24 protein-coding genes are annotated in these 23619 nt (G+C 59.3%); 16 read left to right on the forward strand and 8 right to left on the reverse strand.

The window, feature by feature from the left end; all coding sequences use genetic code 11:
• Positions 1 to 85: 85 nt before the first annotated feature.
• From ACN0WW_RS03215 to ACN0WW_RS03245, 7 genes are all read left to right on the forward strand, one after another.
• The gene (locus ACN0WW_RS03215) at positions 86 to 436 is read left to right on the forward strand and encodes a lipopolysaccharide assembly protein LapA domain-containing protein (protein ID WP_417609326.1); all 351 of its coding nucleotides are present in this window, start codon (positions 86 to 88) and stop codon (positions 434 to 436) included.
• Positions 433 to 1107: an orotidine-5'-phosphate decarboxylase gene (gene pyrF, locus ACN0WW_RS03220; RefSeq protein WP_417609328.1), complete on the forward strand. Its 675-nt coding sequence runs from the start codon at positions 433 to 435 to the stop codon at positions 1105 to 1107. Before ACN0WW_RS03215 ends, pyrF begins: the two co-directional genes overlap by 4 nt.
• A gap of 130 nt (positions 1108 to 1237) precedes the next feature.
• Positions 1238 to 1882, forward strand: a complete 645-nt coding sequence (locus ACN0WW_RS03225; protein WP_417609330.1) for a phosphoribosylanthranilate isomerase — start codon at positions 1238 to 1240, stop codon at positions 1880 to 1882.
• 87 nt (positions 1883 to 1969) lie between these two features.
• Positions 1970 to 3202: a tryptophan synthase subunit beta gene (trpB, locus tag ACN0WW_RS03230; RefSeq protein WP_417609332.1), complete on the forward strand. Its 1233-nt coding sequence runs from the start codon at positions 1970 to 1972 to the stop codon at positions 3200 to 3202.
• 181 nt (positions 3203 to 3383) lie between these two features.
• Positions 3384 to 4178: a tryptophan synthase subunit alpha gene (gene trpA / locus ACN0WW_RS03235; protein WP_417609333.1), complete on the forward strand. Its 795-nt coding sequence runs from the start codon at positions 3384 to 3386 to the stop codon at positions 4176 to 4178.
• A gap of 97 nt (positions 4179 to 4275) precedes the next feature.
• Positions 4276 to 5130, forward strand: coding sequence for an acetyl-CoA carboxylase, carboxyltransferase subunit beta (accD, locus tag ACN0WW_RS03240; protein ID WP_417609335.1), 855 nt, complete (start codon positions 4276 to 4278; stop codon positions 5128 to 5130).
• A 112-nt stretch (positions 5131 to 5242) separates the two neighbouring features.
• Positions 5243 to 6565, forward strand: coding sequence for a bifunctional folylpolyglutamate synthase/dihydrofolate synthase (locus ACN0WW_RS03245; RefSeq protein WP_417609337.1), 1323 nt, complete (start codon positions 5243 to 5245; stop codon positions 6563 to 6565).
• Positions 6566 to 6676: 111 nt separating this feature from the next.
• On the opposite strand, the gene ACN0WW_RS03250 is transcribed toward ACN0WW_RS03245, so the two are convergent.
• Positions 6677 to 8020, reverse strand: a complete 1344-nt coding sequence (locus ACN0WW_RS03250) for an AmpG family muropeptide MFS transporter (RefSeq protein ID WP_417609339.1) — start codon at positions 8018 to 8020, stop codon at positions 6677 to 6679.
• 74 nt (positions 8021 to 8094) lie between these two features.
• Positions 8095 to 8877, reverse strand: a complete 783-nt coding sequence (locus ACN0WW_RS03255) for a DUF1223 domain-containing protein (RefSeq protein WP_417609341.1) — start codon at positions 8875 to 8877, stop codon at positions 8095 to 8097.
• 95 nt (positions 8878 to 8972) lie between these two features.
• Between ACN0WW_RS03255 and ACN0WW_RS03260 the strand changes: the two genes are divergently transcribed.
• Complete coding sequence (locus ACN0WW_RS03260; RefSeq protein ID WP_417609343.1) at positions 8973 to 9785, forward strand: pseudouridine synthase; 813 nt, start codon at positions 8973 to 8975, stop codon at positions 9783 to 9785.
• Positions 9786 to 9873: 88 nt separating this feature from the next.
• The gene (rsmD, locus tag ACN0WW_RS03265; protein ID WP_417609345.1) at positions 9874 to 10416 is read left to right on the forward strand and encodes a 16S rRNA (guanine(966)-N(2))-methyltransferase RsmD; all 543 of its coding nucleotides are present in this window, start codon (positions 9874 to 9876) and stop codon (positions 10414 to 10416) included.
• On the opposite strand, the gene ACN0WW_RS03270 is transcribed toward rsmD, so the two are convergent.
• On the reverse strand, positions 10413 to 10538 hold the full coding sequence (locus ACN0WW_RS03270) for a hypothetical protein (RefSeq protein WP_417609347.1): 126 nt from the start codon (positions 10536 to 10538) through the stop codon (positions 10413 to 10415). The genes rsmD and ACN0WW_RS03270 overlap by 4 nt on opposite strands.
• Before the next feature lie 350 nt (positions 10539 to 10888).
• Positions 10889 to 11179 (reverse strand): hypothetical protein, encoded by a 291-nt coding sequence (locus ACN0WW_RS03275; protein WP_417609349.1) that lies wholly within the window; start codon positions 11177 to 11179, stop codon positions 10889 to 10891.
• A 134-nt stretch (positions 11180 to 11313) separates the two neighbouring features.
• On the opposite strand from ACN0WW_RS03275, the gene ACN0WW_RS03280 reads away from it, so the two are divergent.
• On the forward strand, positions 11314 to 13638 hold the full coding sequence (locus ACN0WW_RS03280; RefSeq protein WP_417609740.1) for an ATP-dependent helicase: 2325 nt from the start codon (positions 11314 to 11316) through the stop codon (positions 13636 to 13638).
• Between the two features lie 221 nt (positions 13639 to 13859).
• Here the strand turns inward: ACN0WW_RS03280 and ACN0WW_RS03285 are convergent, their stop codons facing one another.
• Entirely contained in the window at positions 13860 to 14483 is a 624-nt protein-coding gene (locus ACN0WW_RS03285) for a TetR/AcrR family transcriptional regulator (RefSeq protein ID WP_417609351.1), read from the reverse strand.
• Positions 14484 to 14580: 97 nt separating this feature from the next.
• Here ACN0WW_RS03285 and ACN0WW_RS03290 point away from each other — a divergent pair, with 97 nt between their 5' ends.
• The 4 genes from ACN0WW_RS03290 to ACN0WW_RS03305 all read left to right on the forward strand — a co-directional run bounded on the left by ACN0WW_RS03290 (position 14581) and on the right by ACN0WW_RS03305 (position 20721).
• The gene (locus ACN0WW_RS03290) at positions 14581 to 15777 is read left to right on the forward strand and encodes an efflux RND transporter periplasmic adaptor subunit (protein WP_417609353.1); all 1197 of its coding nucleotides are present in this window, start codon (positions 14581 to 14583) and stop codon (positions 15775 to 15777) included.
• A 6-nt stretch (positions 15778 to 15783) separates the two neighbouring features.
• The gene (locus ACN0WW_RS03295) at positions 15784 to 18981 is read left to right on the forward strand and encodes an efflux RND transporter permease subunit (RefSeq protein ID WP_417609355.1); all 3198 of its coding nucleotides are present in this window, start codon (positions 15784 to 15786) and stop codon (positions 18979 to 18981) included.
• A gap of 2 nt (positions 18982 to 18983) precedes the next feature.
• Positions 18984 to 20393: an efflux transporter outer membrane subunit gene (locus tag ACN0WW_RS03300; RefSeq protein ID WP_417609357.1), complete on the forward strand. Its 1410-nt coding sequence runs from the start codon at positions 18984 to 18986 to the stop codon at positions 20391 to 20393.
• A 67-nt stretch (positions 20394 to 20460) separates the two neighbouring features.
• Positions 20461 to 20721: a hypothetical protein gene (locus ACN0WW_RS03305; RefSeq protein WP_417609359.1), complete on the forward strand. Its 261-nt coding sequence runs from the start codon at positions 20461 to 20463 to the stop codon at positions 20719 to 20721.
• A 248-nt stretch (positions 20722 to 20969) separates the two neighbouring features.
• Here the strand turns inward: ACN0WW_RS03305 and ACN0WW_RS03310 are convergent, their stop codons facing one another.
• Positions 20970 to 21212: a hypothetical protein gene (locus ACN0WW_RS03310; protein WP_417609361.1), complete on the reverse strand. Its 243-nt coding sequence runs from the start codon at positions 21210 to 21212 to the stop codon at positions 20970 to 20972.
• Between the two features lie 22 nt (positions 21213 to 21234).
• On the reverse strand, positions 21235 to 21375 hold the full coding sequence (locus ACN0WW_RS03315; protein WP_417609363.1) for a hypothetical protein: 141 nt from the start codon (positions 21373 to 21375) through the stop codon (positions 21235 to 21237).
• Positions 21376 to 21379: 4 nt separating this feature from the next.
• Here ACN0WW_RS03315 and ACN0WW_RS03320 point away from each other — a divergent pair, with 4 nt between their 5' ends.
• Entirely contained in the window at positions 21380 to 21508 is a 129-nt protein-coding gene (locus tag ACN0WW_RS03320) for a hypothetical protein (RefSeq protein ID WP_417609365.1), read from the forward strand.
• 196 nt (positions 21509 to 21704) lie between these two features.
• Positions 21705 to 22874: an aspartyl/asparaginyl beta-hydroxylase domain-containing protein gene (locus ACN0WW_RS03325; protein WP_417609367.1), complete on the forward strand. Its 1170-nt coding sequence runs from the start codon at positions 21705 to 21707 to the stop codon at positions 22872 to 22874.
• Between the two features lie 42 nt (positions 22875 to 22916).
• Here ACN0WW_RS03325 and ACN0WW_RS03330 read toward each other — a convergent pair whose 3' ends face one another.
• Positions 22917 to 23618 (reverse strand): L,D-transpeptidase family protein, encoded by a 702-nt coding sequence (locus ACN0WW_RS03330; protein ID WP_417609369.1) that lies wholly within the window; start codon positions 23616 to 23618, stop codon positions 22917 to 22919.
• Position 23619 lies beyond the last annotated feature (1 nt).

A 23619-nucleotide genomic window follows, 5' to 3' on the forward strand; every position in this document is an offset into this window, starting at 1 on the left:
ACCGCACTCGGCCGTGGTTTCATAGCATCTGGTCACCCGGCTTTTTTGGGACTAAGGGTGATCGCCACACGAAAAAAGGTGACGCATGCAATTTATCAAAATCCTGTTCTGGGTTCTCCTGCTGGTCGCGACCTTCATCTTCTGGTGGACCAATGAAGCGCGGTCGTCGCTGGACCTTGGTGCAGCTGTGGTTGAAGCACGGGTTTCCACCTTCGTTGTCGGTGCCTTTCTGATCGGTTTCATCCCCACCTGGCTGCTGTTCCGGGGAACCGGATGGCGGCTCAGACGCCGGATCAGGACACTGGAAGAAGCGGCAAAACCGGCTCCGGTGTCTGCCGCCGCAACAACCCGTTCGCCTACGCCGCCGCCCGCAGCCGCTTCAGAGCCCGAACCGGCCGTCTCATCGGTCGACAGCACCAAGGCATCTGACCTATGAGCAACCCGATCTTCGTCGCGCTCGACACGCCCGATCTCGACCGGGCGATTGAAATTGCCAAATCCGTCAAAGGCCATGTCGGCGGCCTGAAACTCGGACTCGAATTTTTCTGCGCCCACGGCCATCATGGCGTGCACGAGATTCAGAAACTCGGATTGCCGATCTTTCTCGACCTCAAGCTCCACGATATTCCCAATACTGTCGCCAAAGCGATGCAGGCGATCAACGTGCTGGAACCAGCGATCGTCACGATCCATGCGTCCGGCGGACGCGCGATGATGGAAGATGCCAAGGCCGCGGCCAATGGCCATACCAAGATTGTCGGGGTCACGTTGCTAACCTCGCTCGATGAACGCGACATGGGCCGGATCGGCTATACCGGCACCCCGCATGACCAGGTCGAGCGCCTGGCAGGACTGGCACAGGAAGCCGGCCTAGATGGCATCGTCTGCTCGGGCAACGAAGTGAAGGCGGCGCACAAGATCTGGAAAGACGGATTTTTCGTCGTCCCCGGTCTCCGCCCCAAAGGCGGCGCTCTCGGTGACCAGAAACGCGCGGTCACGCCTGCGCAAGCGCGCAACAACGGTGCGAGCATATTGGTGATTGGCCGGCCGATTACCGGAGCGGAGAATCCTGGCGAGGCAGCGCGAGCTATAGAGGCGACGCTTTAAGGCACCAGCACGGTAACAGAGTCGTCACCCTGAACTTGTTTCAGGACCCCGGCCGATTATGCTGTGCAGGACGAGATCCTGAAACAAGTTCAGGATGACGAATATTGTTTGTCCCGCTATTAGCCCTCCCATGAAAACCCAAATCAAAATCTGCGGCCTGTCCACCGAAGCCTGTATCGATGCCGCAATCGACTCTGGCGCCACCCATATCGGCCTCGTCCATTTCGAAAAAAGCCCGCGCCATGTTTCATTGGAACGGGCAAAGCAGCTCCGCGCCCATGCGGGCAATCGCATCAAGACGGTGTTATTGCTGGTCAATGCAGACCCAAAGCTGACCGGCAAGGCGATCGGCGATATCCAACCCGACGTCCTGCAATTCCACGGCAGCGAGACGCCGGAATGGGTGAAACTGGTACGGGCCAAATCGGAACTGGAAATCTGGAAGGCCGTCGGGGTACGCGACCGCGCGGGCCTGGCCAAAACCAGCCGCTATGTTGGCTCGGTCGATCGCCTGCTGTTCGACGCACCGGCCAGAGCCTTGCCCGGCGGCACCGGAACATCCTTCGACTGGTCCCTGCTCGCCGGACACCAGCACGAGGTCGACTGGGGTCTCGCTGGCGGTCTCGATCCGGACAATGTGCAGGACGCCCTGACCGCCACCCATGCGCCGCTGGTCGATGTCTCCTCCGGCGTCGAATCCGCACCCGGCGTCAAACAGGTGGACAGAATCGCCGCCTTTTGCCAAGCGGTGCGGGAATTTGATGAAGCCGGATAGCATCCGTTCGTGTCGAGCGTAGTCGAGACACAGGCCGAACACAGATGCATCTCGACTTCGCTCGATGCGAACGGAAATTTCGAACCCATGACCGACCAACCCAACAGCTTCCGCAACCAGCCCGACGATCGCGGCCATTTTGGCGAATTTGGCGGCCGCTATGTCGCCGAAACGCTGATGCCGCTGATCCTTGATCTGGAAAAACACTATCGCGCGGCGCAAGCCGATCCGGCGTTCGAGGAAGAATTCAACGACCTGCTCGAACATTATGTCGGCCGCCCCAGCCCGCTCTATTTTGCCGAACGGCTGACCGAGGAAGTCCGCAAGGATGCGCCCGAAGGAAAAGGCGCGCAAATCTGGTTCAAGCGCGACGAGCTCAACCATACCGGCGCGCACAAGATCAACAATTGCATCGGCCAGATCCTGCTCGCGATGCGCATGGGCAAGACCCGCATCATCGCCGAGACCGGCGCCGGACAGCATGGCGTCGCCACCGCAACCGTCTGCGCCCGCTTCAATCTGCCCTGCACCATCTTCATGGGCGCCACCGATATCGAACGGCAGAAACCGAATATCTTCCGGATGAAACTGCTCGGCGCGGAAGTCGTCTCGGTGACCAGCGGCTCGGCGACGCTGAAGGATGCGATGAACGAGGCGCTGCGCGACTGGGTCGCCAATGTCCACGACACCTTCTACATCATCGGCACCGCCGCCGGCCCCCATCCCTATCCCGAACTGGTCCGCGATTTCCAGAGCGTGATCGGCAAGGAAGCCCGCGCCCAGATGCTCGCGCGGATCAACCGCCTGCCCGACCTGCTGGTCGCGGCGATTGGCGGCGGCTCCAACGCCATTGGCCTGTTCCATCCATTTCTCGATGACCCGGATGTGAAAATGCTCGGCATCGAGGCCGCTGGCCATGGCCTCGACAAGGAACATGCCGCGAGCCTCGCCGGCGGCGGCCCCGGCATTCTCCACGGCAACAAGACCTATCTGCTGCAGGACGAGGACGGCCAGATCACCGAAGCCCATTCGATCAGCGCCGGCCTCGACTATCCCGGCATCGGCCCCGAGCATAGCTGGCTGAAGGAATCCGGCCGCGTCGACTATGACAGCGCCACCGACAGCGAAGCCCTCGACGCCTTCCAGTTGCTCTGCCGCACCGAAGGCATCATTCCCGCGCTCGAACCGGCCCACGCGATCGCCGCAGTAACCCGCGAAGCGAAAAAGATGGACCGCGACCAGATCATATTGGCGAACCTGTGCGGGCGCGGCGACAAGGATATTTTTACGGTGGCTGAGGCGCTGGGGACCGAGATATGAGAGCGGATGCACAGACCTTCTCCCTTCAGGGAGAAGGATACGAAGCCTTGCTGAGGAACGAAGCTAGGCGCCGTTGGATGAGGGTGCTCTGCAACCGAGATTTGGTACACCCTCACCCAGCGACAACTGGCCCGCAAACTGCCAAATTTGCGCACCCCTCTCCCTTAAAGGAGAAGGTCCTATGACCCGCCTATCCCAATCCTTCCCCGCCGACCGCGCAGCCCTCGTCGCCTTCGTCACCGCAGGCGATCCGACCCCCGCCGACACCGGCACCATCCTCGATGCGCTCGTCGATGGCGGAGCCGATATTATCGAGCTCGGCATGCCGTTCACCGATCCAATGGCCGACGGCCCGTCGATCCAGGAAGCGGATATCCGCAGCCTCACCGCCGGCACCAAGACCGCCGACATCTTCAACATGGCCAAGGAATTTCGCCAGCGTCATCCCGACACGCCGCTGGTGCTGATGGGCTATGCCAATCCGATGACGATCAGAGGCTCCGAATGGTTCGCCAATGCCTGCGTCGATGCTGGCGTCGACGCCGTGATCTGCGTCGATATCCCGGTCGAGGAAGACGAAAGCCTCGGCGACGCCCTGCGCGCCAGGGATGTTGCGGTTATCCGGCTTGCTACGCCAACCACCGATGCCGAGCGCCTGCCCACCATATTGAACAACGCCAGCGGCTTTCTCTATTATGTCTCAGTCGCCGGTATCACCGGCCAGCAACAGGCGGCACAGGCCAGCATCGAAGAGGCTGTCACCCGCCTGAAAGCCGGCACCGACCTGCCCGTCGCCGTCGGCTTCGGCGTGCGCACGCCCGAACAGGCCGCCGATATTGCCCGCGTTGCTGATGGGGTCGTCGTCGGCTCGGCGATCGTCGAGATTGTCGGCGAATATGGCAAGGATGCCGCGCCGCATGTCCGGGACTATGTAAAGTCGCTTTCTGATGCTATCAGGGCAGCTAGAAAGACTTGAATTCGAACCCCGTTCGTGTCGAGCGAAGTCGAGACACAGGCCGCACAAACCGGCATCTCGACTTCGCTCGATGCGAACGGAATAGAGGAATGATGCTATGAGTTGGCTAAGCAATGTCCGCAACAAGATCGCGTCGATTACCAAGCGCGAGACGCCCGAAAATCTCTGGCACAAATGCAAGAAATGCGAAGCGATGGTGTTCCTCAAGGAATATCAAGACAATATGTATATCTGCCCGAAATGCGAGCATCATGGCCGCATCGGGCCGATGGTCCGTTTCGCCCAGATCATGGATGACGACAGCTGGAAGCTGATTCCATGGGCCAAGGTCCAGGAAGATCCCCTGAAGTTCAAGGATCAGAAGAAATATGCTGATCGCCTGAAAGACGCGCGCACCAAAACCGGTGAGCAGGATGCATTGATCAACGTCAAGGGCACGATCAAGACCATTCCCTGCGTCGTCGGCGTACAGGATTTTTCCTTCATGGGCGGATCCATGGGGCTTGCGGTCGGTCAGGCTTTTGTTGACGGCGCCAAACGCGCACTCAAGGACCAGTGCCCCTATATCATTTTCACCGCGGCAGGCGGAGCCCGGATGCAGGAAGGCATCTTGTCGCTCATGCAAATGCCCAAAACGACGGTGGCTATCTCAATGCTGCGCGAGGCAGGCATCCCGTTCATCGTCGTGTTGACCGACCCTACCACCGGCGGCGTTACCGCCAGCTATGCAATGCTCGGCGATATCCATATTTCCGAACCCGGCGCGATGATCGGTTTCGCCGGTCAGAGGGTGATCGAGAACACCATCCGCGAGAAGCTGCCCGAGGGTTTCCAGACCGCCGAATATCTGCTGGATCACGGCATGGTCGACATGGTCGTGCACCGCAAGGAACTACGTGATACACTGGCCCAGGTCATGAGCTATCTGATGGCATGGAAAGAAGCGGCTTGATGCAATCCTCCCCTCCCCTGAAGGGGAGGGGCCGGGGGTGGGGCTGCGCAATGCGCTCGCTTCGCTCGCGACCCACCCCAACCCCTCCCGCAAGCGGGAGGGGCTTTTTATAATGGCAGACGGCGCAAAATCCGATCATCCGGCGGTGCAAGCCCAGCTGGACCGGCTGGAACTGCTCTCTCCCGGCCGCGACATATTGGGGCTGGATCGCATCCGCGAGGTCCTTGGCCGCCTCGGCAATCCGCAGGACAAGCTCCCCCCGGTCTTCCATGTCGCAGGCACCAACGGCAAGGGCTCCACCTGCGCCTTTCTGCGCGCCGCGATCGAAGCGGAAGGTCTCAAAACCCATGTCTATACCAGCCCGCATCTGGTCCGTTTCAACGAGCGAATCCGGCTGGCCGGCAAGCTGATCGAGGATGATTATCTGGCAGAGCTGCTCGCCCGGGTTCTCGATATCAGTGCCGATATCAATCCGAGCTTCTTTGAAGCAACGACCGCTGCTGCCCTTCTCGCCTTTGCCGAAACCCCGGCCGATGCCTGTATCTTGGAAGTCGGCCTGGGCGGCAGGCTCGATGCGACCAATGTCATTGCCCGCCCGGCTGCCACCGGCATTGCCGAACTCGGTATTGATCACGAGGCGTTTTTGCTCAGCCCCGAGGACGGCACGCCGGCCGATCCGCTGGTCCGCATCGCCTGGGAAAAAGCCGGTATCGCCAAGAAGAACGCGCCCTTGCTCACACAAAAATATGCTGAGGAAATGCTGCACGCCATCGCCGACCATGCTGCAGATATCGGAGCGCAGCATTTTCCGCGCGGCGAGGAATGGGACGCGGCAATTTACGAAGGCCAGTTGCACTACAAAGACGAAGCCGGAAAGCTCAACCTGCCCCTGCCCGCGCTGGTCGGTGCGCATCAGGCGGATAATGCAGCGCTCGCCATCGCGATGCTGCGCCATCAGGATGCGGTCAAAATTTCGGATGCCGCGTTAAAAGCCGCGATGGGCTGGGCGCAGTGGCCGGGGCGGATGCATTTCCTGATCGCCGGCCCCCTGACCCATCTGCTGCCAACCGACGCCGAAGTCTGGGTCGATGGCGGCCATAATGTCAGCGCCGGCCTGGCGCTGGCCAAATATTTTGCCGACTATGGCGCGGGCTCGATCGATCTGGTGATCGGCATGCTGGCCAACAAGGACCCGGCTGCGATCATCAACCCGCTGCACGAAAAGCTGGCCAGTGTGACCGTGATCCCGGTTCCCGGCCATGAATCGCATATCGCGAGCGACTATCCCTCAGCCGACGCGCCGATAGCCGAAGCGGCCGATATTGAAGCCGCCCTGCGCGCACTGACACCGAGTGAGGGTAACACCGTACTGATTGCCGGATCGCTCTATCTCGCCGGCGAAGTGCTAAGGCTCAACGAGCAAGTGCCGGACTAGACGCTACCGTGCCCCGGCGCAGGCCGGGGCCCAGAACAGTCCCGATATCAAGCCCGCACACCATGACAGCGGATACACATCACCTCCGACACTGACCGAAGAAAGCCCCAATCACCCCGGCGTTCCCGCTTCCGTCTCGTCACTATGCACCGATCCCGCCGTCCCCAAAGACCGGTCAACCAGACCATAGCGGATCATCAGCCAGAACATGATGACACCCGGCAACGCCGCCACGGTGGTCAGCAGATAGAAATTCACATAGCCCATTGCTTCGATCAGCGACCCCGCCGTGGTTCCCGTCAAAAAACGACCGAGAATGCTGGCAGCGGCTGACAGCAACGCAAATTGCGTACCCGTAAACTGCAGATTGCAAAGCGCGGACAGATAGGCGACCACCGCCACACCGCCGACACCGCTGGCGAAATTCTCAAAACCAATCGCCCCGGCCATGCCCCAGTTGCTGTGGCCCGCAGCGGCAAGACCCGCAAAGGACAGATTGCTCACCGCCATCAGGATCAGGCTCAGCATCACCGCCTTTTTCATGCCAAGCCGCGAATAGACGATACCACCGATAAAAATGCCGATCAGAAAGGCGAAAAAGCCCAGGCTGACATCGTAAAAGGCAATCTCGTCATTGGTGAAGCCGAGGTCTTCGAACAGCAGCCGGAAGGTCAGATTGGCCAGCGTGTCGCCGATTTTATGGACCAGCACGAACAACAGCACCAACAGCGCGCCCGACCGTTTGAAAAATTCCATCAGCGGGCTCACATAAGCCTTGGCGGCTTCCAGCGGGCCTTTCAGCGCCATCGGCTCCTGCCGCCGGCTCGGCTCGCGCATGATCAGACCGACAATCACGGCAAACAACGCAAACAGCGAACAAACATAATAAGCGATCGACCAGTTGGTCCGCGCTGCTACAACCAGCGCCACTGCACCGGCGGTCGCTGCACCGATCCGCCAGCCATATTGCGACATGCCGGACCCGACCCCCAGCTGTTCGGGCTCGAGCAATTCGATACGATAGGCATCGATCACCACGTCAAATGTCGCCCCGGCAATCCCGACCATGATCGCGGCAATCGCAACGGCGGCAATATCCTTCGCCGGATCCAGCGATCCCAGATAGATGATCGCCAGCATCGCGAGGAGCGCCGTCACGATCAGCCAGGACAATCTTTGCCCGACACGCCCGATGATCGGCAGTTTGATGACGTCGATAATCGGCGCCCACAGCCATTTGAAATTATAGGCAAGGAAAGTCAGTGCAAAAGCAGTCACCGTCGACTTCTCGATTCCCGCCTGCGCCAGACGGGTCGTCAAAGTGGCAGCGATCATCGTCAGCGGCAATGCAGAGGATACGCCAAGGAACAGCGCAGCCAGAGGGGCGGCCTCGCTATAGGGTCGCACTCCTGCCGGAAGATAACCACGCCATCCCGATACTGCTTGCTCACTCACGCCAAATTCTCCCTGAAACTATTGGAATCTTTAGCGCCTATTCACCTTAATGCCAGCTTGATTTTGGTGCCACTTCACATATCCAGCAGCTTCGCCGCAACAATCGTCCCTGCACCGGGCCGCTGTACGATAATCGCATATCGGTCGGCACCGCTCGTCTTCAAATATCGCGCGGGAACGGCATAGATCTCGGACTTCCCGCGCCAGCTGCCCAAAACCCGCTCATCCTTCACGACATTGGTATAATGCATGGTTCGTCCACCATTCTCGCCCCGCCCGATGCGCACGGTTTCGGCGGAACTCAGCGCAATCAGGGAAACGCTGGCCATAAAGTCGGACGTGCCGCTAATCGCGACCATGATCCGGCCGCTGGGATCGGTGGACGCCGTGATCAGCGGCCCTCTCCGGTCCGCTCGCCGCACCAGCGACCGTATATCGCCTTCCCGCGACCCCACCGCTCCGTCACCACCATTGACGACGATTTGCGGCGTGTACACGCCTGCACCTTCATTCCCCTTCGCCGCATAGGCCCGCTGCAACCGCGTATTGGCTTCCCGCGCCAGCGTATCTTTCCAGCCAAGCCGGTCCCAGTAGGTCACCGGCCGCGTGATCACCAGCAGGGATTGGTCTTTCGCCAGCCGACTGGCCAGCAAATCTGCGGGCGGACAGGACGAACAGCCCTGGCTGGTGAACAATTCGATCACCACCGGATGCGCAGACCGGGTGGGATCATCGGGCGCTTGCCGACCAGTGGTCACCCCGGTGGAGCCGGCCTGGGCCGATGGCGCGGATTGCACGCCGAGAAAAGCGGCCAATACCGCTCCGGCGAACAACAGACAGGGGATGATCTTGCGCATTCGGGACTCCACCGGGGTGACACTAGCCGTTCGCGCCCGCCAAACCAAAGGTTACAGATTGCAGCGGCGCGGTTTTTCCGCCATGGATCCCGCCCATGACCGAAGAAAAACCAGCCAAAATCTATCGCGCCAAACCGACCCCGGGGGCGAAAGCGCCCGCTGCGCCCAAGGCCCCCGCTGGCGAGACCCGCGAAGGCCAGCGCATCGCCAAATTGCTGGCCCGCGCCGGCGTCGCCTCGCGCCGCGAGATCGAGCGGATGATCGAGGCAGGACGGATCGCACTGAACGGTGATCTGGTTGAACATCCCTCGCTGCTACTCAAGAACCTCACCGGCATCACCGTCGACGGCAAACCGGTCGCCGAACCCTCGCCCGCCAAACTGTTCCGCTTTCACAAGCCCAACGGCTATCTGACCGCGGAACGGGATTTTTCGGGCAAGAAGACGATCTACGACGTGCTGCCCGCCGATATGGAACGGATCATGCCGATCGGCCGACTCGACATGAACACCGAGGGCCTGCTGCTGATGACCACCGACGGCGAGTTCAAGCGCCAGATGGAATTGCCGAAAAACGGCATCGAACGCACCTATCGCGCTCGCACCTTCGGCGAAATTTCGCAGAACCAGCTGGAAGAACTCTATCGCGGAATCACCATCGACGGGATGCACTACAGCCCGATCACCGCCAATCTCGAACGTCGCACAGGCCGCAACCAGTGGATCGAAATGACCCTGACCGAGGGCAAGAACCGCGAAGTGCGGAAGGTCCTGGAACATTTCGGCCTCGAAGTCTCCCGCCTGATCCGCACTCGCTACGGACCGTTCGTGCTCGGCGACCTGCAAAAGGGCGAGATCGAACAGGTCCGCCAGCATGACCTGGTCCAATTCCGCAAGTCGCTGAAATGAAGAGACGCATTTTCGGTTTGAAGTCCATTCGTCCTGAGCGTGTCGAAGGACATCTCGACCTCGTTAAACTCAAGACCAATGGCATAAAATGCGCATAATCGCAGGCAACTGGCGCGGCAGAAAGATTGTCGCTCCCAAGGGCGACACAACCCGCCCGACCGCAGACCGCACCCGCGAACGGCTGTTTTCGATGCTGACAAGCCGGTTAGGCGATTTTGAGGATTTGCAGGTCCTCGACCTGTTCTCCGGTTCCGGCGCGCTGGGGCTCGAAGCGCTATCGCGCGGCGCCGCTCACTGCACCTTTGTCGAACAGGACAAGAATGCGCTCGGCGCGCTGGAAAAGAATATTGAGGTTTTGGGGGCAGGCGCCGACGTCAGGGTCGGTTCGGTCCTGCATCTGGGCCAAGCCCGTCAGACCTATGACTTGGTGCTTATGGATCCGCCCTACGATTCGGGTGCCGGCGCGGTGGCGCTGGACAAGCTGGCCCGCCATGGCTGGTTTGCGCCATCCAGCTGGATTGCTGTCGAAACGGCGCGGCATGAAACTGTCGAAGTAAAAGGATTTGATCTGGATTGCGTCCGCGACAGCGGCAAGGCGCGCCTGCATATCCTGCGCCCCGCAGGCAATTAGCCGCCCATCAACACCGTTTTGGAAGCGGTTTCCTGCTGGTCCTGCTGCGCCGTGCTGTAGAAGGTCGTCGCGGCCATCAACAGGGTTGCGATAATCGCGCTCGTGGTCAGTCTCTTGCTCATCTCGTGTTCCTTGGGGGAAGGTTTAATGTCCATTGATTGATAAATGGTGCATTGCAACAAAATCTTCAACCTGTCCCTTCGGGCAATCCTCAAAAAACATAAAAAAAGCGGGGCAGTCCCTAGAACTGCCTCGCTTTTTCCTGTGATCCTTCTCCCGTCAGGGAGAAGGATGCGAAGACTTGGCAATTTATTGCCTAGTCGCAGCTGGATGAGGGTGTTCTGCGCTTAAGAGAGCAGAACACCCTCATCCAACGCCGCCTAATTCGCTGCGCTCATAAGGCTCTGTATCCTTCTCCCTCGCGGGAGAAGGTAATATTTAGACATCGTTCACGAGTTCAGGACGCCCAAAATTACATTTCGCTGGCTGGCTTGCCCGGCCAATAATCCAGTGCCCGGTTACCAAAATTCAGTCCAGCTTCGCGCGGATTGATGCAGTCGTCGGTTACATCACCACCGCACACCGCATATTCCTTGCCGTTCAGCATAACCTTGTCGGCACGGCCATTTTTGCCTTTTGCAATCACCGTTGCCTTCTGATCCATTTTCGCGCCATCCGGCATATCCTGCTGGCTGGCATATGCGGCTCCTGAAAAAGCCATTGATGCTGCGGTTACAACGCTCAAAATCGCAATCTTACGCATGTTGGGTCTCCAATTCGATTAGTCCTGCTAATATTACTCTTCAGCAGCCACATCGTTCCGTTCCGCATACCGGGCGCATGAACATGAAGGCGCAGAAACATAAAGACACGATTGGGGCCTTGCTCCGCTCGCAGATGTTCCCTAACTGTTCACCTGTGTCCGATACAGTCAATATACCCCACGAGAGCGACCCGCCCTACGTCCGCGGGCTGAACGCACCGCAGCGCGAAGCCGTGCTGACCACCGAAGGGCCGGTACTGGTTCTGGCCGGGGCCGGCACTGGCAAGACCGCCGCTCTCACCCGGCGGCTCGCCCATATCGTCTTCTCGCGCAAGGCCTGGCCAAGCGAGATTCTCGCCGTGACCTTCACCAACAAGGCCGCCCGCGAGATGAAGGAGCGGATTGCCGGAATCGTCGGCGAGAGCTTCGAAGGCATGCCCTGGCTCGGGACCTTCCACAGCATCGGCGCCAAAATGCTCCGCCAGCACGCCGAACTGGTCGGCCTGCAGAGCAATTTCACCATTCTCGACACCGATGATCAGCTCCGCCTGCTCAAGCAGCTGATTCAGGCGGCCGAGATCGACGAGAAGCGCTGGCCGCCGCGCATGCTGGCCGGCCTGATCGACCAGTGGAAGAACCGTGGCCTCAACCCCGCCGATCTCGATGCCAACGAGAATGAACGCTATGCCAATGGCCGGGGCCAGGAATTTTACGCCGCCTATCAGGCGCGTCTGCTGGCGCTCAACGCCTGCGACTTCGGCGACCTGCTGCTGCATATCCTTAACCTGCTGAAGACCAATCGCGAAATCCTGCAGCGCTACCAGCAACGCTTCAAATATATTCTGGTCGACGAATATCAGGACACTAACAGCTCGCAATATCTCTGGCTGCGCCTGCTCGCCCAGAGTCACAAGAATATCTGCTGCGTCGGCGACGACGACCAGTCGATCTATTCGTGGCGCGGCGCAGAAGTCGCCAATATCCTGCGCTTCGAAAAGGATTTCCCGGACGCGACGGTGGTCAAGCTGGAGCAGAACTACCGCTCCACCCCGCATATTCTTGCCGCTGCATCTGCGCTGATCGACCACAATAGCGGCCGCCTCGGCAAGACGCTGTGGACCGAAGAAACCGACGGCGACAAGGTGCAGGTGATCGGCGTCTGGGACGGCCCCGAGGAAGCCCGGCGGATCGGCGACGAAATAGAGGCGCTGCAGCAGCTAAAACAAGTGTCACTCAACGATGTCGCGATCTTGGTCCGCGCCCAGTTCCAGACCCGCGAGTTCGAAGACCGCTTCATCTCGATCGGCATGCCCTACAAGATCATTGGCGGCTTCCGCTTCTACGAGCGCGCGGAAATTCGCGATGCCCTCGCCTATCTGCGCGTCATTGCCCAGCCCGCCGACGATCTGGCGTTCGAGCGCATCGTCAACACTCCCAAGCGCGGCCTCGGCGACAAGACCATCGAGAAAGTCCACCGCCTCGCCCGGTCACAGGGCATCGCGCTGGCCGCCGCTGCCTATACGATCTGCGACACGGACGAACTGCCGCCCCGGGCGCGCAACACCTTGCTCGAGCTGATGCGCAATTTCGCTCGCTGGCGCGAGATGGCTACCAACACCGATCAGGCCGAGCTCGCCCGGATCGTGCTCGATGAATCCGGCTACACCACGATGCTGCGGGCCGACCGTTCGACGGAAGCCGCCGGCCGGCTGGAGAACCTCACCGAACTTGCCCGCGCGATGGAAGAATATGAAACGCTCGGCGAATTTCTGGAGCATGTCTCGCTGGTGATGGACAATGACGCCCGCGACGACGAGGCCAAGGTCACGATCATGACGATGCACGGCGCCAAGGGTCTGGAATATGATCACGTTTTCTGCGTCGGCTGGGAGGAAGGCGTCTTCCCCTCGCAGCGCAGCATCGATGAAGGCGGCAACGCCAGTCTCGAGGAAGAACGCCGCCTCGCCTATGTCGCGATCACCCGCGCCAAAAAGAAATGCTCGATTTTCCACGCCGCCAATCGCCGCATCTACGGCCAGTGGAACAGCTCGATCCCCTCCCGCTTCATCGGCGAACTGCCCGACGACCATATCGAGCATGAGAGCAGCATGAGCGGCGGCGAAAGCCTGTGGCGCGCCAACTGGAGCGAGCACAGCGATCCGTTCGCCCATCTCGCCGCCGCCAACGCCACCAGAGCCGGCAAACGCGGCCCCGGCTGGCAGCGCGCCGCAGCATCCTCGGGCGGCTTCGACACAAACCCGCGCGTCATTAAGGAAGCCCGCCGCAGCGCCGTCTCTCTCGGCAACAAGGGCAGAGACGACGTCACCGTCGGCATGCGCGTCTTCCACACCAAATTCGGCTATGGCGAGGTCAAGGTGAAAGAAGGCAACAAGCTGGAAATCGCGTTCGAGAAGAGCGGGGATAAACGGGTTTTGGACTCGTTTGTCGAGGTGGCTTGAGCCCCCTGCCGTTAGCCCTAAGCCTGTCGAAGGGCGGCTATCGACGCAATGCATGGTTCGACAAGCTCACCACTAACGGCCACATCCCCAACCTCTCCCTTTCAAGGGAGGGGATCAAGGGGCGGAATAGTCGCGAGCCGGCTCGATGCAGGTGAGTGGCTTTATCGCACGCATAGATTGTTCGCCATTTCCCCTGCCCGACCGCTTCGGCCCCCGCCGCCTCACCGCTCCAATTCGGAAACTTCGCGATCAATCATCGCGACGATATGGTCACTCAGTTTCTTGTCATATTGGCCAAGCGGGATCGATTGTTGCATCAACATGCCGCCGGATATCGACAGGATTGCCCTTGCCAGACGCTCGCGCGTTTCGGCCTTGGCCGGATCGGGGGCCAATAGCATCAGCGCATCGACGATAGCCGTCCGCATCTGTTCCAAGGCTTCGCGGGTAATCCCAGCAATCTTCGGATTGCGAGAGGACTCGGCAACTATCTCCGCAAACAGCACGCCGCTGTCATCTTCAGGGCCGCGGACATATTGACGGATCCACTCTTTCACCGCGTCGCGGTCCTTGATCGCAATCGCAGCCCGCAAGTCTTCAACAGCGAGGGATTCCTGCAGATCCCACTCCACGATTGCCGAGACGATTTCTTCCTTGCTGCAAAAATCGCGGTAAATCTGGCCGACCAGAACCCCCGATTCCTTCGACAGTTGCGCCATGCCGGTGTTGTGGAAACCATTTTCAATAAACAGCTTCCGGGCAGCGTCGGTGATTTTGCTGCGGCGTTCCAGCGTTCTTTGTGTCTGTAAATCCAGCTCTTTTTTGTGATCCGCTTCCGCCACCATAGTGTTTACCCTTTTTCCTCTTGACCCAAAAACTACCCATCCCTATTTGCGGTGTGAATGAGTGTTCACTCACATAACAGCACAGAGAAAAATATCTATGCCTTTTTTCCGCCCCGCAATATCAGCCTTGCTGCTTGCCGCTTGTGCAATGCTGGCTGCCTGCAGCAACGACCAAGCTGACGAAGGGAGCGCGCAAGGACCACCTGAGGTTAGCGTTATCACCATTGCGGAACAGCCAGTGACGCTGACCACCGAACTTCCCGGGCGGATTACAGCCTATGAAGTGTCGGAAGTCCGGCCGCAGGTGAGCGGTTTGATCACGCGGCGATTATTCACGGAAGGGCAGTCGGTCAAGCGCGGTCAACCCCTGTATCGCATCGATGCCCAGCCGCAGCGCGCGCAGGTCGCCAGTGCCAAGGCAGCGCTCGCCCGCGCCCGTGCCTCGATCGCCGCCAGCGAGGCTTTGGCCAAACGCTATGGCGAACTGGTCGAGATCAACGCCGTTTCGCGGCAGGATTATGATGATGCGGTTGCTGCCGCCGGTCAGGCGCGCGCCGATGTCGCTGCCCAGCGAGCCGCCTTACAATCGGCTGAAATCGACCTGGCCCGCACGACCATCCGCGCGCCGATATCGGGCAGGATCGGCCGTTCTTTGGTCACCACCGGCGCACTGGTCTCCGCTTCGCAAGCGACCGCGCTGACCACCATCCAGAAGATCGACCCCGTGTTCGTGGACATTTCCCAGACCAGCGCCGAAATCCTCAAGCTGCGGCAGCGGATTGCCGAAGGCGACCTGACCCGCGGCGATGGCGCGGCGGCGGTTGAACTGATATTGGAAGACGGCAGCATTTACCCCGCAGAGGGCCGCCTGCAGTTTACCGATGTCAGCGTCGATCCGGAAACCGGCTCCCAGACTATCCGGGCGCTTTTTCCAAACAAGTCCAATCTCCTGCTGCCGGGCATGTTCGCTAGGGCGCGGCTGATTGAAGGATCGCAATCCGATGGCATATTGGTTCCGCAGCGCGCGGTCAGCCGGGACGACACCGGCGCTGCCGTCGTCATGGTCGTCGGCCCGGGTGGCAAGCTGATGCCCCGGACGCTTGTCCTGGGTCAGGTGATCGGTCAGGACTGGCTGGTCAAATCCGGCCTGAAACCGGGCGACAAGGTTGTCATCGAGGGGGCAATGATGCTGCGCCCCGGAATGCCTGTGAAGGCCGTTCCATGGAAAGACCCGTCAAAAAAACCGCTAGCAGGCGCCTCCTCCGCTCCCTCAACAGCCCAGTCGAAGAAGTAGATAATCATGTCACGCTTTTTTATTGACCGCCCCATCTTTGCATGGGTGATCGCGGTGGCCATGATCATCGCGGGGGCCCTAGCCATCAACAACCTGCCGGTGTCGCAGTTCCCTGCGATTGCCCCGCCCGCTGTATCGATCACCGCCAGCTATCCCGGCGCCGATGCGAAAACGCTTGAAAACACGACCACCCAGATTATCGAGCAACAGCTCAAGGGCATCGATAATTTGCGCTATTTCTCGTCCAGTTCCTCATCCGCTGGGACCGTCACCATTACCCTGACCTTCGAGCAGGGTACGGATCCCGATACCGCCCAGGTACAGGTTCAGAACAAGCTGCAGGCCGCAACCCCGCTGCTGCCGCAAGAGGTCCAGCAGCAGGGCGTGAGAGTGAACAAGACAACGGACAGTTTCCTGCTGGTGATCGGTATCGTATCGGAAGATGGAAGCCATAACGGCACCGATCTCGGCGACCTGATCACATCCAAGCTTCTGGACCCGATCAGCCGCGTGAACGGAGTGGGTGATACCCAGGTGTTCGGCAGCCCATATTCGATGCGGATATGGGTCGACCCGATAAAATTGTCCTCATTCCAGCTCACAATCCCTGACGTAACCGCTGCGATCCGAGCACAGAATGCTCAGGTTTCGGCCGGTCAGCTCGGAGCCCTGCCGGCACCGGACGATCAGATGCTCAATGCAGCCGTCTCGGTTCAATCCCGGTTGCAGACGCCAGAGCAGTTTCGCGGAATCGTGCTTAAATCGTCTTCGGATGGCGCAAAGGTTACATTGGGCGATGTTGCCCGTGTGGAACTGGGAGCGGAAATCTATTCCGTCACCGCCCTCTACAATGGAAAACCCGCGGCCGCTTTCGCGATCAATCTGGCCCCCGGGGCGAACGCGCTTGATACGGTCGAAGGCGTAAAGGCGAAGGTCGCGGAGATCGCTCGCGACTTTCCGTCCGACGTAAAGGTTGACTATCCCCTCGATACGACTCCTTTTGTGCGGTTATCGATCAAGCAGGTCGTCGAAACCCTGTTTGAGGCGGTTCTGCTGGTGTTCCTGGTGATGTTCCTGTTCCTGCAGAATTGGCGCGCAACGCTGATCCCGACGATCGCGGTTCCGGTGGTCCTAATGGGCTCATTCGCGATCATGGCCGTGATCGGCTTTTCCATCAACACGCTGACGCTGTTTGGCATGGTTCTGGCGATCGGGCTGTTGGTGGATGACGCGATTGTTGTGGTCGAAAATGTCGAGCGGCTGATGGAAGAGGAAGGGCTGTCGCCGAAAGACGCCGCCCGCAAATCGATGGATGAAATCAGTGGTGCGCTGATCGGCATCGGCCTCGTCCTCTCGGCGGTATTCCTGCCGATGGCCTTCTTTGGCGGGTCGACCGGCGTTATCTTTCGCCAGTTTTCCGTCACCATCATCTCGGCGATGGTTCTCTCCGTTCTCGTAGCCCTTATTTTGACCCCCGCGCTATGTGCGACCATGCTGAAAACCCGCGAGTCAAATCTGGCTGACGGAACGGGACGGCTGGCGGCTTTCTTCCGGTGGTTCAACAGAAAATTTGAATCCGGCAAAGTGAAATATGGCCATGGTGTGCGCAAATCCGTGCGCAACTGGCCGCGGTCGATGCTGGTCTATGCCGTGATCATCATCGGCGTCGGCCTGATATTCCTGCGGCTGCCATCGTCATTTTTGCCGGAAGAGGATCAGGGAGAAATGTTTGTTCTGGTCCAGGGCCCATCGGGCGCGACGGAAGCCAGAACCGCAAAGGCTCTGGATCTGGTGACCAACTATCTTCTTGAAGAGGAAAAGGACAATGTTGAAGGCGTCTTCGCAATCAATGGCTTCAGCTTTGCCGGCCAGGGCCAGAATGCCGGGATTGCTTTTGTCGACCTGAAAGACTGGGATGTGCGCCCGGGGTCGGAGAATAACGTGCAGGCGATCGCCGGTCGGGCTGCAGCGAAGTTTCAACAATATAAAGACGGCATGATCATTCCGATTGTACCACCCGCCGTTTCAGAACTGGGCAATGCGACCGGCTTTGACATGCAATTGGTCGACACCGGCAATATCGGCTACGAGGCTCTGGTAGGCGCACGCAACCAACTGCTGGGCATGGCCGCACAGGATCCCCGCGTCGATCAGGTCCGTCCGGTCAGTCTCGAAGATGCGCCTCAGCTCAATGTCGATATTGACCTGGAAAAAGCGCGCGCCTTGGGCCTCAATATCAGCGAGATCAACACGACCATCGCGTCGGCCTGGGGCAGCAGCTACGTCAATGATTTCATCGACAAGGGACGGGTGAAACGCGTGTATTTGCAGGTTGACGAACAATACCGGCAACGGCCCGACGACATCGGCAAATTGTTCGTCCGCAGCCAGAACGGCGAGATGACGCCTTTCACAGCATTTTCGACCCTGACCTGGGCCAAGGCACCGGTTCAGCTCACCCGCTACAATGGTCAGCCAGCGATGCAGATTCAGGGCGTGCCGGGTGCTGGCCTGAGCAGCGGCGACGCAATCACCGCGATGGAGGAATTGCAGGCGAAATTGCCACCAGGAACATCGCTCGAATGGACCGGCCTGTCCTATGAAGAACAGTCCGCTGGCAGCCAGAGCGCGTTGCTATACTCGCTTTCGCTTCTAATCGTGTTCCTCTGCCTGGCTGCACTTTATGAAAGCTGGTGGATTCCACTGTCCGTCATGCTGGTCGTGCCGCTGGGTGTGTTTGGCGCGCTGGCTGTTGCAGCGATGAGCGGACTGGACAATGATATCTATCTCCAGGTTGCCCTGATTACGACCATGGGGGTCGCCGCGAAAAACGCCATCCTGATTATCGAATTTGCACAGGAAAAGATCGCTGGCGGGATGAACGCCTTCGAAGCCACGGTCGACGCAGCGGCGCAGCGGCTTCGACCGATCCTGATGACCAGTCTCGCCTTTGTCTTCGGCGTGCTGCCGCTGGCGATCACCACCGGGGCGGGTGCAGGCGGACAGAATGCGATCGGACGCGCTGTTGCCGGTGGTATGACCGCAGCAACCATATTGGCGATCTTCCTGGTTCCAACCTTCTTCATCGTTGCCGCCCGCTTCCTCGGAGGCGTCGACACGACCGAACCGGAGACCGTGCAGGAAAAGGATTCCAAAAAGGATCCAGAAACAGACGGCTCCACCACAATTGCGACGGAAGATTGAACATGCTGACCCGTAGTTCACTGCCATTAGTTCTTGTCTGCTCGACGGCGCTGGCCGGATGCAGCTTGGCGCCGACCTATGTTCGTCCGGAAATGCCGGTGCCGACTGAATTGCCTGCCGGGGGCGTATATCTGCCTGCTGCCAGCGACGCGCCGGATATCACGCGCATTGGCTGGCGCGATTTCTTCACCGACCCAAGGCTCGTCCAGCTGATCGATACCGGGCTCGAAAACAACCGCGATTTGCGTATCGCGGCAGCCAATGTCATGCAGGCACGGGCACAATATAGGGTCCAGCGCGCCGATCGGGTGCCCACCGTTGGCGTATCGGGCGCGGCGACCAGATCGCAACCAATCACATCCGGTCAGGATGTCGCCATCGAAAATTATGCGCTGCAGGGCGGCTTTTCCGCTTTTGAGCTCGACCTTTTTGGTCGCGTGGCCAATCTGTCACGTGCCGCGCAAGAGCAATTTTTCGCCAGCGAAGAAGCGCAGCGCGCAACCCGGATCAGCCTGATCGCCGAGATTGCCTCTGCCTGGCTCCAACTGGCGGCCGATCAGGATCAACTCAGAATCAGCCGGAACGCGCTGACCTCCTTTGAGGAAAGCCTCCGCCTCTCCGAAGCACGTTTCCGCATCGGCGTAGCCTCCGAGCTGGAAGCGCGGCAGGCCGAGACCGCTTTTCAAAGCGCCCGGGCAGATATCGCCGCCTTGCAAAGCCAGATTGCCCAGGATCGCAATGCGATCAACCTGCTGGTCGGTACCCAGGCACCAGCCGAGCTGCTGCCCGACGCGCTAGGGACCGGTGGCTATACCCTGGAGGCCTTGCCAGGCGAAATCGACTCACGCGTGCTTCTACAACGCCCCGATGTGTTGCAAGCGGAACATCAACTGATCGCTGAAAATGCCAATATCGGTGCCGCTCGTGCAGCTTTCTTCCCGAACATATCACTGACCGGGTTGCTCGGAACGGCGTCCAACGCGCTCGGCGGCTTGTTTAGCAGCGGCAGCTTTTCTTCCTCCGCCGAGGGCGCGCTGTCCCTGCCGATTTTTGACGGCGGGCGGAACAAGGGCAATCTCGATTTTGCCAAAGCCTCCCGCGAACTCGCGCTCGCCAACTATGAAAAGGCGATCCAGACCGCCTTCCGTGAAGTTGCAGATGCCCTGGCCCAACGGGGAACGATTGACGAACAGCTGGCGGCGCAATCGGATAGGACAGTGGCTGCGGAAACGACCTTGCGCCTATCCGAAGCAAGATTTGAAGCCGGGGTTGATTCCTATCTCGTGGCGCTGGATGCGCAACGAACGGCCTATAGTTCGCAGCAACAACTGGTTAATACAAGGCTGGCGCGAGCGCTCAATCTGATCAATCTGTATCGGACGCTGGGCGGAGGCATGTCGACGACTCCTTGATTTTTGCCGGATTACGGATATTCTCTCCAAAAATAGGTGATATAACCTAACAAGGAGAGGATCCAACATGGGCAATTTTCCCGCTGACCGGACCGATGATCCCAGCCGGATCATACTGCAATCACTAATCTGCATGTTGCGCGAAAAAAATATCCTGAGCCGCGCCGATATTGAGGATCTATGTGATCGGGTTGCGATGCGCGCTGCGGAAGCAGAACGCGATCCGCTTCCCTGCTCCGCCAAAGCGGCTGCGGTTGCCGCTGAAGAAATGATGCAGATCGGAGAATTTGTCGGCCATCTCTATGGCGGAAAGCATTTGCGCCGCTAACCGGCAAAATAATGCGAACGCAACACAAGCGCAATGCTGTCACGAATGAGGCCGCTTCGCCCAACGATGCCCTATGCGAGCATTTTAATTTCGGAACATGTGATACTCGGTGACAATGCTCCGCTTGGCGGTTTCACTATTGCCCGCGCCGTTTTCGGATATTCTTTCGGACAACAATGAAAGTGGTGCTGATCCCCACCACCATGAGCGCAATCAGACTATAGGCGATTATCAATCGAAGCTCCATTCTATTCCTCGCCCCCTCGCTGGTCGGCTACATCTTCTTCTGCAAATTCCCGGGTGATTTCCGCGTCGAGCTTGTCGCGCGGGCTCTCATGCCCGGCTTCGCGCTTCTCCGCCTGGATCGCTTCGATACCCCATGCCTTTGCTGCGGCTGCAGCGACCTTGCGCCTGCTTTGCAAAGGATCATTGGCAGCGAGGTCTAGCTGGCGTGCTTCCTGTTCCCGGCAAGTGGATGCTTTTACACGCATGACGATCGCCTTTCCCGCTGCATCATTTGCTGCGGTTCGTTTTCATATTCTCAAGTCCGGCAACGACCCCTGCCTTGCCCGAAGGGTTGGACGCATTGGTCTTCACCTTTACCGCTTTCGGCTTGCGAATTTCCTTGTTCGATTTTTTCTGCGATTTGGCCATGATAATGTCCTTTTGGATGGAAACGGATGACGGCAGTGGTTGCCGGGACACCATCAAACTGAATGACAAGGATGATCTGGGTCGCGGCAAGGCGATGGGCGTAACAGGCAGGTCGGCGAAGACTCGGCGGTAGTCTGCAAATACTATCGGCTCAAAAAACTACTGATCACACAGAGTTGAGCCCGTCATTCTCGCAACAACGGGACCGCAGTGGGTCCCCCTGCATATAGGTATCGAACAAGCCGATTGTAAGACATGGTCTTCAGGCCTGATCCTTTTGTGCTGGTCGAGGCTGTTGCACCGCTATCAGGATGGGATATAGCAACAGGATGACCCTGACCCCTTCCGAAGCCGAAAAACTGCGCACAGACGCAATCACCCTTTTGCGCGCCGGTGACGCCACGAAGGCGCGGCCGATGCTGGAGCAGATTTGCGCACCGGACAGTGGTGTGGAACCGCAATGGCTGCTCCTCGCGCATGCGTGCCGGATGCTGGGCGACGATCACGGAGAGGAATCTGCGCTGCAAAAGCTGCTGATGATCGACAAACGCCATCTCCCTGCGCTGCTGCTAATGGGCGAACTCAAGGCGCGAACCGGGGATGACCGGGCGGCAAACAGCTTTTACAAAGCGGCGCTCAACATGGTCAGCGTCGGCGCGGCGGTCTCGGCAGATTTGCGCCCAAAGCTGAAGCAAGCAGAAGAGTTTCTCGCCGGCGCGCATGGCCGCTTTGAAGCGTTTCTGCTTAAAAAGCTGGATGCGACTGGCCTGTCTGGCGATGACACCCCGATACCCGTGCGCCACGCGATCGATTTGCTGATGGGCCGCAAGGAGATATACTACCAGAAACCATCGGTCTTCTACTATCCCGGCATGCCGCAACGGGAGTTCTATGAGAGGTCCGAATTTCCCTGGCTGGGCGAAATGGAAGCAGCAATCCCGGCTATGCAGGAGGAACTGCGCGGCGTGATCGCGCGGACGCAAGAGTTTCAACCCTATGTCCAGGGGCACCCAGACCGCCCGCGGCCGAACAATCCGCTACTCGATGATCCCAGCTGGGGCGCGCATTATTTCTGGAAAGACGGCGTCGAGGTCACCGAAAATTCGGTCCATTGCCCCAAAACGATGGCGGCGCTCGCTTCCGCGCCAATCCCGGTCATTCAGGAACGCTCGCCGATGGCGCTCTATTCGGTGCTCGAACCGAACACCCATATCGCCCCGCACTATGGGATGCTCAACACCCGGCTGATCTGCCATATACCGCTAATCCTGCCGCCCGATTGCGCGATACGCGTCGGTGGCGAGACGCGCCCCTGGCAAGAAGGGCAAGCGCTGATCTTCGATGACAGTTTCGAGCATGAAGCCTGGAACCGCAGCAATCAGCGGCGTGTCATTCTGCTGTTCGAAATCTGGCGCCCGGAAATCTCTGCGGACGAGCGGCAGGCGCTGACAACGATTTTCGAAGCGATCAATGAATATCAAAAGCCGGTCGAGATATAAGCAACATCGCAAGCGGGCGACTGCGCCCTCCCTTACAATATCCTACAATATAGCGTCGCCCATCTCGAGCATTTTGCCATTGGTCACGATGACCCGGTCGCCCAGCTCGGCCTGCTCGAACAGAAGCCGCGCAAATTCCATCGGCACGCCGATGCAGCCGTGCGTTCCCCAGCCCCATTTGACGTCCGAGGCATGGATCGCCACCCCGTCATTGGTCAGCCGCAGCATATAGGGCATCGGCGCATCATAGATGTTGGAGACATGATCCGCATCCTTTTGGCTGATCGGAAAAACGCCGGTCGGCGTCGGTTTTCGGGAGTCACCAAAGGTAATCACGGCCGCGCCGATTTCATAACCGGCCCGGAACACCGAAATGCTCTCGGCCTTGAGATCCACGGTCACGACCAGTTCGCCCTCCGGCACCCCTTCGTCGTCCCACTTGTAATAGCCATGCACAAACGGCTCGTCGATCTGCAGGATCCGCTTGACCACGAACGTGTCGCTGAGCGGCAGTTTTTCGGCGACATCGAACGACTCGGCTGCGGGTTCGGCGCTTTCCGGAACATTCTCCACGACAGGTTCCGGATCAACGGCAGCGGAAATCGCGACCTTCGACGGCGTTGCAGTCGCACCAGCGGAATCGGGGGCCGGGCGAGTCAAACCCATCACCAGCATCGCAACAATCGCCAGTGCCGTGACCAGCAAAACCGATGCGCTCAACCGATAGGCTATTTTCTCGACCATG

The organism is Parasphingorhabdus sp. (genome assembly GCF_048269865.1).
Taxonomy (GTDB): domain Bacteria; phylum Pseudomonadota; class Alphaproteobacteria; order Sphingomonadales; family Sphingomonadaceae; genus Parasphingorhabdus.

What these genes read in the sequence shown, in the direction of transcription:
- ACN0WW_RS03330 (WP_417609369.1), bottom strand. Translation starts at nt 23,618, where the DNA reads ATGGTCGAGAAAATAGCCTATCGGTTGAGCGCATCGGTTTTGCTGGTC.
- trpA (WP_417609333.1), top strand. Translation starts at nt 3,384, where the DNA reads ATGACCCGCCTATCCCAATCCTTCCCCGCCGACCGCGCAGCCCTCGTC.
- ACN0WW_RS03225 (WP_417609330.1), top strand. Translation starts at nt 1,238, where the DNA reads ATGAAAACCCAAATCAAAATCTGCGGCCTGTCCACCGAAGCCTGTATC.
- ACN0WW_RS03275 (WP_417609349.1), bottom strand. Translation starts at nt 11,179, where the DNA reads ATGCGTAAGATTGCGATTTTGAGCGTTGTAACCGCAGCATCAATGGCT.
- ACN0WW_RS03285 (WP_417609351.1), bottom strand. Translation starts at nt 14,483, where the DNA reads ATGGTGGCGGAAGCGGATCACAAAAAAGAGCTGGATTTACAGACACAA.
- ACN0WW_RS03280 (WP_417609740.1), top strand. Translation starts at nt 11,314, where the DNA reads ATGTTCCCTAACTGTTCACCTGTGTCCGATACAGTCAATATACCCCAC.
- ACN0WW_RS03290 (WP_417609353.1), top strand. Translation starts at nt 14,581, where the DNA reads ATGCCTTTTTTCCGCCCCGCAATATCAGCCTTGCTGCTTGCCGCTTGT.
- ACN0WW_RS03325 (WP_417609367.1), top strand. Translation starts at nt 21,705, where the DNA reads ATGACCCTGACCCCTTCCGAAGCCGAAAAACTGCGCACAGACGCAATC.
- ACN0WW_RS03305 (WP_417609359.1), top strand. Translation starts at nt 20,461, where the DNA reads ATGGGCAATTTTCCCGCTGACCGGACCGATGATCCCAGCCGGATCATA.
- ACN0WW_RS03300 (WP_417609357.1), top strand. Translation starts at nt 18,984, where the DNA reads ATGCTGACCCGTAGTTCACTGCCATTAGTTCTTGTCTGCTCGACGGCG.
- ACN0WW_RS03215 (WP_417609326.1), top strand. Translation starts at nt 86, where the DNA reads ATGCAATTTATCAAAATCCTGTTCTGGGTTCTCCTGCTGGTCGCGACC.
- ACN0WW_RS03255 (WP_417609341.1), bottom strand. Translation starts at nt 8,877, where the DNA reads ATGCGCAAGATCATCCCCTGTCTGTTGTTCGCCGGAGCGGTATTGGCC.
- ACN0WW_RS03315 (WP_417609363.1), bottom strand. Translation starts at nt 21,375, where the DNA reads ATGGCCAAATCGCAGAAAAAATCGAACAAGGAAATTCGCAAGCCGAAA.
- ACN0WW_RS03270 (WP_417609347.1), bottom strand. Translation starts at nt 10,538, where the DNA reads ATGAGCAAGAGACTGACCACGAGCGCGATTATCGCAACCCTGTTGATG.
- ACN0WW_RS03260 (WP_417609343.1), top strand. Translation starts at nt 8,973, where the DNA reads ATGACCGAAGAAAAACCAGCCAAAATCTATCGCGCCAAACCGACCCCG.
- accD (WP_417609335.1), top strand. Translation starts at nt 4,276, where the DNA reads ATGAGTTGGCTAAGCAATGTCCGCAACAAGATCGCGTCGATTACCAAG.
- rsmD (WP_417609345.1), top strand. Translation starts at nt 9,874, where the DNA reads ATGCGCATAATCGCAGGCAACTGGCGCGGCAGAAAGATTGTCGCTCCC.
- pyrF (WP_417609328.1), top strand. Translation starts at nt 433, where the DNA reads ATGAGCAACCCGATCTTCGTCGCGCTCGACACGCCCGATCTCGACCGG.
- ACN0WW_RS03310 (WP_417609361.1), bottom strand. Translation starts at nt 21,212, where the DNA reads ATGCGTGTAAAAGCATCCACTTGCCGGGAACAGGAAGCACGCCAGCTA.
- trpB (WP_417609332.1), top strand. Translation starts at nt 1,970, where the DNA reads ATGACCGACCAACCCAACAGCTTCCGCAACCAGCCCGACGATCGCGGC.
- ACN0WW_RS03320 (WP_417609365.1), top strand. Translation starts at nt 21,380, where the DNA reads ATGTCCTTTTGGATGGAAACGGATGACGGCAGTGGTTGCCGGGACACC.
- ACN0WW_RS03245 (WP_417609337.1), top strand. Translation starts at nt 5,243, where the DNA reads ATGGCAGACGGCGCAAAATCCGATCATCCGGCGGTGCAAGCCCAGCTG.
- ACN0WW_RS03295 (WP_417609355.1), top strand. Translation starts at nt 15,784, where the DNA reads ATGTCACGCTTTTTTATTGACCGCCCCATCTTTGCATGGGTGATCGCG.